A 13,724-nucleotide genomic window follows, 5' to 3' on the forward strand; every position below is an offset into this window, starting at 1 on the left:
CCCACCTACGCGCCCGTGGGATCAAAGCGGTCATCCCCGAACCGGCCGACCAGCAGGGCCACCGCAGACGGCGCGGTGCCCGCGGCGGGCGCCCCATTGGCCTCGACGCGGCCGCCTACAAGGGCCGCAACGTCATCGAGCGCCAGTACGCGCACCTGAAGCAGTGGCGGGGCCTGGCGACCCGGTATGACAAGTACGCGATCATCTACAGGGCCGCTGTGGTCCTGAATGCTGTGATCGCATGGTCCAAACGATTGTCAGACATGCCCTAGCCGTCGGGCCGCGCTGGGGATTCGCCAGACCAACCAGCGCCATGGTGGCACCCACGGCCACCTACCCACGGCGTCCCCTTGTCCACAGATCTTGTCCACATATCAACATCGACGATAGCCGCTAACCACTGCTGACTCCGCAAAGTGCCAGCTCACATGCTTGTCTTTGTATACATTGGGGGCGTGCGGCCGCCCCTCTTCGCCGGACTCTCTCCTACTCCGTACACAGGAATGCACAGTAGAACTGTCCTTCTGGCGCCGCCGTTCGGCCCCTCCAACTCAGACGAATCACAGCAGCCCACCATCGCCGCTGACGTCTGCTCTCGCACACGCTGACGGCAGACCGGCCGCGTGCCTCGCGGCGACACCACGGCCCGTGCTCCGCTCTGGCCCCGATTCCCTGCACGTCACCGACGGCGAGGAGGTCTGACCGTGGGGGAGAGGGGGCACCCAGTCACAGCACCCGGCCTGCTCGCTGGCTGCATCCTCGAGGCTGCAGCGCACCCGGGTGAAGGAGGAGGGACGGATTATACCCTGCACGGCCGCGCCCGGCGGCCAGGACGTTCCCCACGCGTCGCGCAGCCCTCGCGGAGCACTTCAACGCAGCGTGCACCGCCGGCCCCCACACAGCCGCCGTCTCCGCCCCGCCGCCATGCCGTTCACCCCGTGAGTTCGTGCGTCGCCGCCCGCGGCTGCACCCAGGCCTCGCGACAGGTGCGCCTGGCCGGCGGCGGAGGCGCCGGCCCAGCGGAAGAGAGGGGAGCGGGACAGATGGGAGCGGTCCACCACGGGCACCCCTCCCCATCGTCCCGCCGCGGCGGCACCACGCTCGCACCCTCAGAGAAGGTCGTTTCACGTGAAACACGAACTTCCGATATGCCCAGCGTTTCCGCTTGTCTTTTCACCCCCCATCTTCCGGGCCACGCTCACTCACGACGAAGCCCGCCGGGGGATCGCTCCCTCCGGCGGGCTTCGTCGTCGTCAGCAGCGCCATCCGGCGACCGCAGCAGCGGGTCGCCTGCGCTTCAGCCCTTCACGGCCGGGGCACCGCGGCCGGCGATCTCCGCGGCCGCCTCCCGGTACGCCACGGCGCCGGCCGAGGTCGGGTCGTAGGTCAGCACCGTCTGCTGATAGCTGGGGGCCTCGGAGATGCGGACGTTGCGGGGGATCGCGGTGTTCAGCAGCTGCTCCGGGAAGTGCGTCCGGACCTCCTCCGCCACCTGCACGGCGAGGTTGGTCCGCGCGTCGAACATCGTCAGCAGGATGGTGCTCACCTGGAGGCGCGGGTTCAGGTGTTTCTGGATCATCTGCACGTTCTTGAGCAGCTGCGAGAGGCCCTCGAGGGCGTAGTACTCGGCCTGGATCGGGATGAGCACCTCCTCGGCCGCCACGAACGCGTTGACCGTCAGCAGGCCCAGGGACGGCGGGCAGTCGATGAACACGTAGTCCAGCCGCTCCTGCCCGACCTCCTCGCGCCAGGCGGTGTACGCCTCGAGCGCCCGCGACAGTCGCTGTTCGCGGGCCACCAGGGAGACCAGCTCGATCTCGGCACCGGCCAGGTCGATGGTCGCGGGCACCACCTGAAGGCCATCTACGTCCGGGGCGTCCTGCACGACGTCCTGGATCTCCATCTCGCCCAGGAGCACGTCGTACACGGAGGCCACGTCTCCGGTGTGGGGGATGTTCAGCGCGGTGGACGCATTGCCCTGCGGGTCGATGTCGACCACCATCACCCGCATGCCCGCGCGGGCGAGGGCCGCGGCCAGGTTGACCGTCGTCGTCGTCTTGCCGACGCCGCCCTTCTGATTGGACGTCGTGAACACGCGGGTGCGGTCGGGGCGCGTCAGACGGCGACGCTGGAGCCGCGCGGGCTCCTCGACGTCGGCGCCGCCCTTCTCGGCGGTCCGGCCGGTCCACTTCTGGCGCAGGGCCCTCCAGGCCCCACCCCGGCTCTCCTGCTCCTGCGCCATGCGGCTCTACCTCCTGGGTCGCGGGTGTGCGGATCTGCTGCCGCCCGGCCCGTCCCGTCCCGGTGGGGGAGGGGTCAGCGGGGACGCGCGCTGACGCGCACGACGGTGGTGGTCTCGGGCAGCAGGCCCTCGCCCACCGTGAGGATCTCGGGCTCGGCACCACCATACTTGCGCAGGACCTTGCGGGCGGCGGCGATCTCGTCGGCCGCGGAGCGGCCCTTGATGGCCAGCAGCTCCCCGGCGCCCTGCAGCATCGGCATGGTCAGCGGCACGAGGGTCTTCAGCGCGGACACGGCGCGGGCGGTCACGACGTCGACGTCGAGGTTCCCGGAGACCTGCTCGGCGCGGCCGCGGATCACGTCCACGTTCTCCAGGCCGAGGTCGGCGACCACCATGTCCAGCCACTCCACGCGCCGCTCGAGCGGCTCGATGAGCAGGAACTGGCAGTCGGGGCGCGCGAGCGCGAGGCACAGGCCGGGCAGGCCCGCGCCGGAGCCGACGTCGGCCACGAGCGCGCCCTGCGGGAGGAGCTCCTCGACCACGGCGCAGTTCAGGACGTGGCGCTCCCAGAGACGGGGTGCCTCGCGCGGGCCGATCAGGCCCCACTCGATGCCGGTGTCCGCCAGGTGGGCCACGTACGCCTCGGCCCGGGGGAGGGCCTCGCCGAACAGCTCGACGGCGGCCGGCCGCAGCGCGTCGGTCAGCGGCGGCGCCGGCTGCCCCACGGGCGCGGGGCGGTCGCCCCGGTCCTGCGGATCCAGCCCGGGGCGCCGCTCGTAGGCCGAGCCCCGCTCAGTCATCGGCGGAGATGACCACGTGGCGGCGGGCGCCCTCGCCCTCCGACTCCGAGGTCAGGCCGGCGTCCGCGACGACGTCGTGGACGATCTTGCGCTCGTACGCGCCCATGGGCTCGAGGTGCACGGGACCCTCGCCGACGCGGACGCGCTCGACGGCCGCCTGGGCGGCGGTGCGCAGGGCGACGTTTCGGCGCTCCCGGTGCCCGCAGACGTCCAGGATCAGCCGGGAGCGGTGCCCCGTGGCGGCGAGCACGGCCAGCCGGACGAGCTCCTGCAGGGCCTCCAGGGTGCGGCCGTCGGGGCCGACGAGGCCGTCCAGGCGCTCGTCGTGGTCCTCGGAGACGACGGACACGTACGTGCGCCCGTCGCGGACCTCGATGTCGATGTCCCCGTCCAGGTCCGCGATGTCGAGCAGCTCCTCGACGTAGTCCGCGGCGACGTCGCCCTCCTGCTCGAGGCGGCGCACCGCCTCCGAGACGGCGGCATCGTCCTGCTCCGCGACGCGAGAGCCCTGGCCCGCGGGGGTCTCGACGACGGCGTCCTCGGCCTCGGGGGCCGGGGTCACGTTCTCGGCGGACATGCTCACTTCCTCCTGCGGTTCTTGCGCTGGGGCTGGACGCGCTGACCCGACTGGCGGACGACCTCACCGTTCAGCACGGCACCGCCGCGGCCCGCCTGGGTGTGCGCGGACGAGGGCGTGGCCTCGGCGTTCGACACCTTCTGGCCCACGGGGGGCAGGCCCTTGGCGGCGCGGCGCTCGTTGAGCTCCTTCTCGGCGAGGGAGCCCGGGGTCGGGTTGTTGCGGATGATCCACCACTGCTGGCCGACGGCCCAGAAGTTGGAGTAGGTCCAGTACAGGAGCACGCCGATGGGGAAGTTGATGCCGCCGATGCCGAAGATCAGGGGCATGGCGTAGAGCATGATCTGCTGCGTCTGCATCATCGGGCCGGAGAGGGCCTGCTGCGTCATGTTCTTCGTCATGAGCATCTTCTGCATGAAGAACATCGAGCCCGACATCAGCAGGATCAGCACGATCGCCGTGACGATCACGGGCGTGCTGCCCGGCGCGCCGAGCGAGTTCATGAAGGTGTCCGACATGCGGGCGCCGAAGATCGTGGAGCCCTCGAAGGAGCGGATCTGGTCCGCGGACAGGGCGTCCATGGCCTCGCCGCGCTCGGCCGCGCCGCGCGCTCCGAGCAGCACCTGGTAGAGCGCGAAGAAGAACGGCATCTGGATCAGCAGCGGCAGGCACGCGGCGAACGGGTTCGCCTTGTGCTCCTTCATGAGCGCCTGCTGCTCCATGGCCATGGCCTGGCGGGAGAGCTGGTCCTTCTTGCCCTTGTACTTGGCCTGCAGCTTCTGCAGCTCGGGCTGGATGGCCTGCATGGCGCGCTGCGCCTTGATCTGCTTGACGAACAGCGGGATCAGCAGGGTGCGGATGAGCACCACCAGCAGGAGGATGGACAGGGCCCACGTCCAGCCGGAGTCCGCGGGCAGGCCCGCGAACTCCAGGATGCTGTGGAACGCCCCGAGCAGCCAGGACATCAGCCAGCGGAACGGGGAGAGGATGGCTTCGAACATGGGGGTCAATCCTCCTGCGGGAGATCAGGTGGGATGGGAGGGTGGTTCAGGGCGAGGATGCGCGGCTGCCGGCCCGGCGGCCAGCGTCGGTGCCCGGGCGGGACCGGGTCCACGCCGCCGTCGTTCCAGGGATGGCACCGGCCGATGCGCCGCGCGGCGAGCCACGACCCCTTCACCGCGCCGTGCACGTGCACGGCCTCCAGCCCGTAGGCGGAGCAGCTGGGGAAGAACCGGCACACGGGTCCGTACAGCGGGGAGACCACGGCCCGATAGACCGTGAGCAGGCCCGCCAGCAGGGCGGACGGCAGCGCGCGCAGCGGCCCCCACTCACGGGAGGGCTCGAGCACGACGAAGGGCGAGGGCGTGACGGTCATCTACGCGTGCTCCGAGGCGGCGGGCAGGTGCGGCTTCAGGGCCTTGCCGAGCGCGCCGACGGTCTCGCGGCGCAGCAGCGCGTAGTCCGCCTCGGCGGCGGCCGGCAGCGCGCGGACCTGCACCAGAACCGGCAGGTCGCGCAGCGGGGGCAGGCGCATCTGATCCGCGACGACGGCGCGCAGCCGCCGCTTCACCCGGTTGCGGGTCACCGCGTTCCCCACGGCCTTGGACACGACGAACCCGGCCCGCGGCCGAGGGGCGCTCGGCGACGTGGACCGGGTCTGATCGGGGTCCGTGGCGACGCTCACCACGACGGTGCGCCGACCCGCGCGGGTGCCGGTGCGACCGAGGTGACGGAACTCCGCGGGCGTGCGGACGCGACGGTCACGGGGCAGCACGGGGCGCGCCGTCCCTGGACCGAGGTCCTCAGGCGGACAGCTCGGCGCGGTTCTTGCCGCGGCGAGCGGACAGGATGGCGCGGCCGGCGCGGGTGCGCATGCGGGCACGGAAGCCGTGCTTGCGGGCACGACGGCGGTTGTTGGGCTGGAACGTGCGCTTGGTCACTGTGATCTCTCCACGACGTGTTGTGTGCCTTCGACCGTCGACCTGAGCAGGTGGACCAGGGGGAAGGACCGGTGAGGCTCTGACATGAAATCCCCGGCGGGCACGATCAACCGACACCCGGGGGACCAGACAACTCTAGTGGCCGGGGTACGCAGGGGTCAAACGGGTGCGCGCGGATCCCGGACGCCCGTGGGCGCCCGGGACGGTCGTCCACAGGATGATAGGGGTTGTCCACCGTCTGTGCACAACCCTGTGGACAACCGTTAGACTCCGAGCACCGTCGTCCGTCTCGCGCAGCCGCCCCCGTCCTCGGGGACGTCTGCCCCAGGAAAGGAAGCCTCCGTGGTGGCAGACCAGGCCGTGCTCAGCTCGTGGCGCTCCGTCGTGGGCTCCCTCGAGGACGACGCGCGGGTCAGCGCCCGCCTCATGGGCTTCGTCTACCTGGCCCAGCCGCAGGGCCTCATCGGCAACACGCTCCTGCTGGCCGTGCCGAACGAGACCACCCGCGAGACGCTCCAGGGCACCCAGGTGGCCGACGCCCTCACGGACGCACTGACCAAGGAGTTCCGCGAGGAGATCCTGCTGGCCATCTCGATCGACGCGAACCTGCAGCCGCCGCGGACCCCCTCGTCCGAGGCCCGCCGCTCCTCCCTCGCGGGCGGACCGGCCGCCGCCGCGGTGCCGGACGTCGAGCTGCCCCCGGCTGCGACCGCCGCCACCTCCCGCCGCGCCGTCGCCGAGGAGCTGCCGGGCTTCCGCATCGAGCCGCCGGCCGACGTCGCGCCCGCTGCGACCGCGGCCCCGAGCGGGAACGGCAAGCCGACCCCCGCGCCGCCGTCGACGTCCGCGGAGACCAGCCGCCTCAACGACCGCTACCACTTCGAGACGTTCGTGATCGGCTCGTCCAACCGGTTCGCGCACGCCGCCGCGAACGCGGTGGCCGAGGCGCCGGCGAAGGCGTACAACCCGCTGTTCATCTACGGCGAGTCCGGCCTGGGCAAGACGCACCTGCTGCACGCGATCGGGCACTACGCCCGTCGCCTCTACCCGGGCCTGCGGGTGCGGTACGTGAACTCGGAGGAGTTCACCAACGACTTCATCAACTCCATCCGCCACGACGAGGGCGCCTCGTTCAAGCAGGTCTACCGCAACGTGGACATCCTGCTGATCGACGACATCCAGTTCCTGGCGGACAAGGAGGCGACGGTCGAGGAGTTCTTCCACACCTTCAACACGCTCTACAACAACAACAAGCAGGTGGTCATCACCTCGGACCTGCCGCCCAAGCAGCTCTCCGGGTTCGAGGACCGGCTGCGCTCCCGCTTCGAGTGGGGGCTGATCACGGACATCCAGCCGCCGGACCTCGAGACGCGCATCGCGATCCTCCGGAAGAAGGCGGAGGCTGAGGGTCTCGTGGCCCCGCCGGAGGCGCTGGAGTACATCGCCTCGCGCATCTCCACGAACATCCGCGAGCTCGAGGGCGCGCTGATCCGCGTGACCGCGTTCGCCTCGCTCAACCGGCAGACCGTGGACATCGAGCTGGCCGAGCATGTGCTCAAGGACCTGATCACGGACGAGACGGCGCACGAGATCACGCCGGAGCTGATCCTGCACGCCACGGGGGAGTACTTCAATCTCACCCTCGAGGAGCTGACCAGCAAGTCCCGCACCCGCACGCTGGTGACGGCGCGGCAGATCGCCATGTACCTGCTGCGCGAGCTGACCGAGATGTCGCTGCCCAAGATCGGTCAGGTCCTGGGCGGCCGCGACCACACCACCGTCATCCACGCGGACCGCAAGATCCGCGAGCTGATGGCCGAGCGGCGGACGATCTACAACCAGGTCACCGAGCTCACCAACGAGATCAAGCGGAAACAGCGCGGCGCCTGAGCCACCCACTGCCCCCTCGAGTCCCGGTTCGAACCTTCGACCGGGACTCGAGTCTTCTTCCACATTGTCCACCGGTGTGGACAACTCTGTGGAGAACCCCCGGTGCTGTGGACAACCTCCGCCCCTGTGGATGGCGGAATCAGGCCGCTCACGCCGCGTCCACACCCCTGGGGACGACGACGGCGCACAGGCTGGTGAATCACACGGATGTCATTCGGTTGCCCACATGTATCCACAGGTCTCCACAGCCGAAAACCGCATGATCTCGCGGGTTTCGACGGGTGTGGACGTGCCCTGTAGACAGGAATGTGGACAACTGGGGGGTGGATCCGGGGACGAGTCTGGACAACTCCGGTCGGGCCTGTGCAGAGCGGGGGAGGGCCTCCGGGGCTCGTCCACACCGGATGCACACCCCGAACGAGCGGGCGTCCACACGGTTCCCCCAGCCGAATCCGCATGGTGACGCGGCAGAACGGCGTTCTCCACAGGATCCACACCCGCTACCACTCCTTCTGATCCCCCTGGAGAGATCCCGCCAAGCAACATCATCTCCGCCGCCCCTCACCGAGCTGAGCGCCTCGAGGGCCCGGGCTGCGCCCGTGCCCCCGTGCGCCCGAGATCCTTGGAATTACACCGCTGTCATTCGTCGGCGACCTGACACCCGCCGCGCGGACCGCCTATGCTGAGGCCCGCGTGTCGCCGTTCCCCCCGGGCCCGCAACCCCCGTCATCACCCCCAGAGAGGCAGTGCAGCTCGTGAAGTTCACCGTCGAACGCGACATCCTCACCGACGCCGTCTCCTGGGCCGCACGCTCCCTGTCCCCGCGCCCGCCGGTGCCGGTGCTCTCGGGCCTGCTGATCACGGCCGAGGCCGGCGTCGTGTCCATCGCGAGCTTCGACTACGAGACCTCCGCGCGCCTGGAGATCGAGGCCGACGTCGAGACCGCGGGCCAGGTGCTCGTCTCCGGCCGCCTGCTGAACGACATCGTCCGCTCCCTGCCGCAGGCCCAGGTCACGGTGGAGCTCGACGGCGGCAAGGTGCTCGTCACCTGCCGCTCCTCCCGCTTCGCCCTGGCCACGATGCCCGTGGGCGACTACCCGGCCCTGCCCGAGCTGCCGGCCCCCGCGGGCACCGTGGACGGCGCCGCGTTCGCCCACGCCGTCGCCCAGGTCACCGTCGCCGCCTCCAAGGACGACACCCTGCCGATCCTCACCGCCGTGAAGGTGGAGATCGAGGGCGACACCATGACCTTCCTGGCCACGGACCGCTACCGGCTGGCCATGAAGGAGATCCGCTGGACCCCGGCGGACCCGTCCCTCTCGACGTCGCTGCTCATCAAGGCGCGCACGCTCACCGAGGTCGCCAAGTCCCTCGGCTCCGGCGGCGACCTGGAGATCCTGCTCGGTCAGACCGCCGACCTCGTGGGCTTCGCCTCCGGCGGCCGTCGCACCACCTCCGTGCTCGTGGACGGCGAGTACCCCAAGATCCGCTCGCTCTTCCCCGAGTCCAGCCCCATCCAGGCCGTGGTGGACACCGCCGCCCTGGTCGAGGCGTCCCGCCGCGTGGCCCTCGTGGCCGAGCGCAACACCGCCCTGCGCATGGTGTTCACGGACGGCCAGGTCACCCTGGACGCCGGCACCGGCGACGACGCGAGCGCCAACGAGTCCGTGCCGTGCACGCTCGAGGGCGAGGACATCACCGTGGCGTTCAACCCGTCCTACCTCTCCGAGGGCCTGGCCGTGGTGGACCAGCCGCAGGTGCGCTTCGCCTTCACGTCCGCGCCCAAGCCCGCCCTGCTCACCGGCGTGAACCAGGAGGACGGCGTCGTCTCCGACTACCGCTACCTCGTGATGCCGGTGCGCATCGCCTGACGCAGGGGGCCGGACGCTCCCGTGTACCTGTCCCACCTCACCGTCGCGGACTTCCGGTCCTACCGCTGGGCCGATCTGGAGCTGACGCCGGGGTCCACGGTGCTGCTCGGGGCCAACGGGGTGGGCAAGACCAATCTCGTGGAGGCGATCGGCTACCTCGGCGCCCAGCAGTCCCACCGGGTCAGCTCGGACGCGCAGCTCGTGCGCTTCGGCCGGGACCGGGCCCGGATCGCCGGGCGCGTGCACCGCGGGTCGCGCGCCGTCGCCCTCGAGCTGGAGATCCTGCCGGGCCGGTCCAACCGGGTGGCCATCAACCGCGGCGCCCCCGTGCGGGCGAAGGAGGGCCTCGGGATCCTGCGCACCGTGGTCTTCGCCCCGGAGGACCTGAGCCTCGTGACGGGGGAGCCCGGTGGCCGTCGTCGTCTCCTCGACCAGCTCATGGTGCAGCTGCGTCCGGCCCTCGGTGAGGCCGCCGCCGACTACGAACGCGTGCTGCGCCAGCGCAACGCCCTGCTCAAGGTGGGCCGCAGCTCTCGCCGCTGGGGCCCCGAGGAGGACGCGACCCTCGCCGTCTGGGACGAGCACCTCTGCGCCGCCGGCGCCCGCCTGCTCCACGGCCGCCTGCACGTGCTGCGCCTGCTGGCCCGCCCCCTCCAGGAGATGTACGCCGCGCTGACCAACGGCTCCAAGGCGGCGGCCTACGCCTACGAGTCCACCGTCCCGCTGGCCCGTGGCACCCACGCGGAGGTCCCGGCCGTGGCGGACCTGGCCGCGGACATGCACCGGACGCTCGAGGCCCAACGGGAGGAGGAGCGGGCGCGGGCGCTCACCCTGGTGGGCCCGCACCGGGACGAGCTCGCCCTCTTCCTGGGTCCGGCGCCCGCGCGCGGCTACGCCTCCCACGGGGAGACGTGGTCGCTGGCGCTCGCCCTGCGCATGGCGGCCTACGACGTGCTCGTGGCGGACGACCCGGACCCCGACGCCCGCCCCGTCCTGATCCTGGACGACGTGTTCGCGGAGCTCGACGCCGCCCGTCGCCGCCGCCTCGCCGCGCTCGTGCACCGGGCCGAGCAGGTGATCGTCACGGCCGCCGCGCTCGAGGACGTCCCCGAGGAGCTCACGGCCCACCGCGTGCTCATCCGCCAGGACGCGGAGGGCTCCGAGGCCGTGGCCGCCGCGGCCCCCGTGGAGGGGGACATCCGCGAGCCCCGGCGCGAGGGCGGCGCCGATGGCTGAGACCCCCGCCCCGTTCGAGCCGGACCGGCCGGACCTGGCGCTCGTGCAGCTGCGCCGGGTCCGCGAGGCCGCCCGGGAGCGGGGCGAGGCGCCGCTGCGGGCGCGGGGGACGGGCGCGGGCCTGGCCGGGGCCATGGCGGGCACGACGTCGGCCGGCCGGGAGCGGCAGGACCGTCGGCTCCCGTTCGGGGGTGCGGACCGGGACCCGGCCACGGTGTCCACCGTGTTCGGCCGGCTCATCCGCGACCGTGGCTGGTCCACCCCCGTGGCGGTCGGCTCCGTGCTCACCCGCTGGGCCGAGCTGGTGGGGCCGGAGATCGCGCTGCACTGCCGCCCGGAGAGCTTCGAGGACTCCGTGGTGCGGGTCCGGACGAGCTCCACCGCGTGGGCCACGCAGCTGCGCCTGATGAGCCCCGTGCTCCTGCAACGCTTCGACGAGGCGCTCGGGCCCGGCGTCGTGACCCGCATCGAGGTGGCGGGGCCGCAGGCCCCGAGCTGGCGCAAGGGGCCGCGCACCGTGCGCGGCGGCCGCGGGCCGCGCGACACCTACGGCTGAGTCCGGGGCGGCCCCCCGCGGCGCACGACGGCGTCCCGGACGCGGCGAGGCCATGGGCGCCGCTCTGGCGCGCTCACAGGGTCGGGGACGGCCCGGGAGGCATGGGCGGTCTCCTGCGCACGTCCTGAGCCGTGTCCCTGGCCGCTGAGCGGGTGTTCTCCCGTGGCGGACCCCCGTCGATGCGGGCCCTCGGGGTGTCAGGCGGTACACTGGGACCAGTGAAAGGGGGCCGGTTGTCGTCCGTCCCCCACCCCCGTGGATCTGCGGGAGCGTGTCGCGTGCCGGTTATGTCCGGGCGGCGTCGCGCGCCTGCGCGCGGGTCGACCCAGCCGCCGACGTCCGAGGAAGTGAGCCACCCGTGGTTGACGCCATGCCCGAGAACCCCGCGGAGGAGCCGACCGCCGCGTCGGCCGCGCCGAACCCGGAGGCCGTGCCGGACGCCGTCGGGCAGCCCGAGGCCCCGGTGAAGGACCGGAAGGTGCCCGGTGAGTACGGCGCCAGCGCCATCACCGTGCTCGAGGGCCTCGAGGCCGTCCGCAAGCGCCCCGGCATGTACATCGGCTCCACCGGGCCGCGGGGCCTGCATCACCTCGTGTACGAGGTCGTGGACAACTCCGTGGACGAGGCGCTGGCCGGCTACGCCACCGGCATCGACGTCACGCTGCAGGCCGACGGCGGCGTGCGCGTGGCGGACGACGGCCGCGGCATCCCCGTGGACCTGCACCCCACCGAGGGGAGGCCGACCGTCGAGGTCGTCATGACGATCCTGCACGCCGGCGGCAAGTTCGGCGGCGGCGGCTACGCCGTCTCGGGCGGCCTGCACGGCGTGGGCATCTCCGTGGTCAACGCGCTCTCCCGCCGCGTGGACACCGAGGTCCGCCGTCAGGGGCACGTGTGGCGCATGTCCTTCGCGGACGGCGGCGTGCCCCAGGGCGAGCTGGTGAAGGGGGAGGCCACGGACGCCACGGGCACCGTGCAGACGTTCTACCCGGACCCGGAGATCTTCGACTCGATCGAGTTCGACTACGAGACCCTGCGTGCCCGCTTCCAGCAGATGGCCTTCCTCAACAGGGGCCTGCGCATCACCCTCACGGACGAGCGCGTCCAGGAGTCCAACGAGGTCGTCGACGACGAGATCGCGGGCGAGGGCGCCGCCGGTGAGGACGTCGCGGAGAACGGCCTGGCGGAGGAGGCGGAGCAGGAGCCCCAGCGCCGCTCCGTCACCTACCTGTACGAGAACGGCCTGCTCGACTACGTCCAGCACCTCAACTCCGCCAAGAAGGTCGAGTACGTCCACGACGACGTCATCGCCTTCGAGGCCGAGGACGTCTCGGACGGCCGCTCCATGGCCGTCGAGGCCGAGGACGTCTCGGACGGCCGCTCCATGGCCGTCGAGGTGGCCATGCAGTGGACCTCCGCCTACTCGGAGTCCGTGCACACCTACGCGAACACGATCAACACCCACGAGGGCGGCACCCACGAGGAGGGCTTCCGCGCCGCGCTGACCTCCCTGGTCAACCGCTACGCGCGGGAGAAGGAGATCCTCAAGCCCAAGGAGGACAACCTCACGGGCGAGGACATCCGCGAGGGCCTGACCGCCGTGATCTCCGTGAAGCTCTCCGAGCCGCAGTTCGAGGGCCAGACCAAGACCAAGCTCGGCAACTCCGAGGCCCGCGGGTTCGTGTCCAAGGCGGTCACGGACCACCTCGGCGACTGGTTCGAGCGCAATCCGGGCCCGGCCAAGGAGATCATCCGCAAGGCCATCATGGCCTCGCACGCCCGCCTGGCCGCCCGCAAGGCCCGGGACAACGCGCGCCGCAAGTCCCCGCTGGAGTCCTTCGGCATGCCCGGCAAGCTGGCCGACTGCTCCTCGAAGGACCCCGAGCGCTGCGAGGTGTACATCGTGGAGGGCGACTCCGCCGGCGGCTCGGCCAAGCAGGGCCGCAACCCGGAGACGCAGGCCATCCTGCCGCTGCGCGGCAAGATCCTGAACGTGGAGCGCGCCCGCCTGGACAAGGCCCTCGGCAACGCCGAGATCCAGTCGATGATCACGGCGTTCGGCACCAACATCGGCGAGGAGTTCGACATCTCCAAGCTGCGGTACCACAAGATCGTGCTCATGGCGGATGCGGACGTGGACGGCCAGCACATCACCACGCTGCTGCTGACCGTCCTGTTCCGGTACATGCGCCCGCTCATCGAGGCCGGCCACGTGTTCCTCGCGCAGCCGCCGCTGTACCGCATCAAGTGGTCCAACGCCCCGCACGACTACGTGTTCTCGGACGAGGAGCGCGACGCCGCCGTCGAGGCCGGCCTGGCCAAGGGCTGGCGCTACCCCAAGGACAACGGGGTGCAGCGCTACAAGGGCCTGGGCGAGATGAACTACCAGGAGCTGTGGGACACCACCATGGACCCGGAGCACCGCACCCTGCTGCAGGTGACCATGGAGGACGCCGCCGCCGCGGACGCCGTCTTCTCCATGCTCATGGGCGAGGACGTGGAGTCCCGCCGCACCTTCATCCAGCAGAACGCCAAGGATATCCGCTTCCTGGACGTCTGAGCCGGACCCGCAGACCTGCCTGAGCCGACCATCCTCCCCGCCGTCGCGGGGA

General features: G+C 71.5%; 13 protein-coding genes. 6 read left to right on the plus strand and 7 right to left on the minus strand.

The genetic code is table 11. The features are described 5' to 3' along the window. Positions 1 to 272, plus strand: a 272-nt coding sequence (locus DE149_RS04720; protein WP_147084460.1) for a transposase, incomplete at its 5' end; no start/stop codon positions are given. A 1,025-nt stretch (positions 273 to 1,297) separates the two neighbouring features. On the opposite strand, the gene DE149_RS04725 is transcribed toward DE149_RS04720, so the two are convergent. From DE149_RS04725 to rpmH, 7 genes are all read right to left on the minus strand, one after another. Further along, entirely contained in the window at positions 1,298 to 2,242 is a 945-nt protein-coding gene (locus DE149_RS04725; protein ID WP_069941256.1) for a ParA family protein, read from the minus strand. Between the two features lie 74 nt (positions 2,243 to 2,316). Beyond that, positions 2,317 to 3,042, minus strand: coding sequence for a 16S rRNA (guanine(527)-N(7))-methyltransferase RsmG (gene rsmG, locus DE149_RS04730; protein WP_080556411.1), 726 nt, complete (start codon positions 3,040 to 3,042; stop codon positions 2,317 to 2,319). After that, positions 3,035 to 3,619 carry a R3H domain-containing nucleic acid-binding protein gene (locus tag DE149_RS04735; RefSeq protein WP_069941255.1) on the minus strand — a complete coding sequence of 195 codons (585 nt, stop codon included), beginning with the start codon at positions 3,617 to 3,619 and terminating at the stop codon, positions 3,035 to 3,037. Before DE149_RS04735 ends, rsmG begins: the two co-directional genes overlap by 8 nt. A 2-nt stretch (positions 3,620 to 3,621) precedes the next feature. Then, the gene (gene yidC / locus DE149_RS04740; RefSeq protein ID WP_061867462.1) at positions 3,622 to 4,620 is read right to left on the minus strand and encodes a membrane protein insertase YidC; all 999 of its coding nucleotides are present in this window, start codon (positions 4,618 to 4,620) and stop codon (positions 3,622 to 3,624) included. A 5-nt stretch (positions 4,621 to 4,625) separates the two neighbouring features. Continuing rightward, the gene (yidD, locus tag DE149_RS04745) at positions 4,626 to 4,994 is read right to left on the minus strand and encodes a membrane protein insertion efficiency factor YidD (protein ID WP_002856440.1); all 369 of its coding nucleotides are present in this window, start codon (positions 4,992 to 4,994) and stop codon (positions 4,626 to 4,628) included. Continuing rightward, positions 4,995 to 5,393, minus strand: a complete 399-nt coding sequence (gene rnpA, locus DE149_RS04750) for a ribonuclease P protein component (RefSeq protein ID WP_002856442.1) — start codon at positions 5,391 to 5,393, stop codon at positions 4,995 to 4,997. 28 nt (positions 5,394 to 5,421) lie between these two features. Next, positions 5,422 to 5,559, minus strand: a complete 138-nt coding sequence (gene rpmH, locus DE149_RS04755; RefSeq protein ID WP_002856443.1) for a 50S ribosomal protein L34 — start codon at positions 5,557 to 5,559, stop codon at positions 5,422 to 5,424. A gap of 342 nt (positions 5,560 to 5,901) precedes the next feature. Between rpmH and dnaA the strand changes: the two genes are divergently transcribed. The 5 genes from dnaA (at position 5,902) to gyrB (ending at position 13,672) form a co-directional block, all read left to right on the plus strand. Beyond that, on the plus strand, positions 5,902 to 7,449 hold the full coding sequence (dnaA, locus tag DE149_RS04760) for a chromosomal replication initiator protein DnaA (protein WP_044659943.1): 1,548 nt from the start codon (positions 5,902 to 5,904) through the stop codon (positions 7,447 to 7,449). 755 nt (positions 7,450 to 8,204) lie between these two features. Continuing rightward, the gene (gene dnaN, locus DE149_RS04765; protein WP_002856446.1) at positions 8,205 to 9,320 is read left to right on the plus strand and encodes a DNA polymerase III subunit beta; all 1,116 of its coding nucleotides are present in this window, start codon (positions 8,205 to 8,207) and stop codon (positions 9,318 to 9,320) included. A gap of 21 nt (positions 9,321 to 9,341) precedes the next feature. Then, positions 9,342 to 10,556, plus strand: a complete 1,215-nt coding sequence (gene recF, locus DE149_RS04770; RefSeq protein WP_113914085.1) for a DNA replication/repair protein RecF — start codon at positions 9,342 to 9,344, stop codon at positions 10,554 to 10,556. Continuing rightward, on the plus strand, positions 10,549 to 11,112 hold the full coding sequence (locus DE149_RS04775; protein WP_061867460.1) for a DUF721 domain-containing protein: 564 nt from the start codon (positions 10,549 to 10,551) through the stop codon (positions 11,110 to 11,112). The genes recF and DE149_RS04775 overlap by 8 nt, the downstream gene beginning before the upstream one ends. A 370-nt stretch (positions 11,113 to 11,482) precedes the next feature. Next, entirely contained in the window at positions 11,483 to 13,672 is a 2,190-nt protein-coding gene (gyrB, locus tag DE149_RS04780; RefSeq protein ID WP_199489693.1) for a DNA topoisomerase (ATP-hydrolyzing) subunit B, read from the plus strand. Positions 13,673 to 13,724 lie beyond the last annotated feature (52 nt).

It is taken from the genome of Micrococcus sp. KT16 (assembly GCF_003315015.1).
Taxonomy (GTDB): Bacteria; Actinomycetota; Actinomycetes; order Actinomycetales; family Micrococcaceae; genus Micrococcus; species Micrococcus luteus.

Excerpts from the sequence above, each read along its gene's own strand:
- DE149_RS04725 (WP_069941256.1), bottom strand. The coding sequence starts at position 2,242 with ATGGCGCAGGAGCAGGAGAGCCGGGGTGGGGCCTGGAGGGCCCTGCGC.
- rsmG (WP_080556411.1), bottom strand. The coding sequence starts at position 3,042 with ATGACTGAGCGGGGCTCGGCCTACGAGCGGCGCCCCGGGCTGGATCCG.
- DE149_RS04735 (WP_069941255.1), bottom strand. The coding sequence starts at position 3,619 with ATGTCCGCCGAGAACGTGACCCCGGCCCCCGAGGCCGAGGACGCCGTC.
- yidC (WP_061867462.1), bottom strand. The coding sequence starts at position 4,620 with ATGTTCGAAGCCATCCTCTCCCCGTTCCGCTGGCTGATGTCCTGGCTG.
- yidD (WP_002856440.1), bottom strand. The coding sequence starts at position 4,994 with ATGACCGTCACGCCCTCGCCCTTCGTCGTGCTCGAGCCCTCCCGTGAG.
- DE149_RS04775 (WP_061867460.1), top strand. The coding sequence starts at position 10,549 with ATGGCTGAGACCCCCGCCCCGTTCGAGCCGGACCGGCCGGACCTGGCG.
- gyrB (WP_199489693.1), top strand. The coding sequence starts at position 11,483 with ATGCCCGAGAACCCCGCGGAGGAGCCGACCGCCGCGTCGGCCGCGCCG.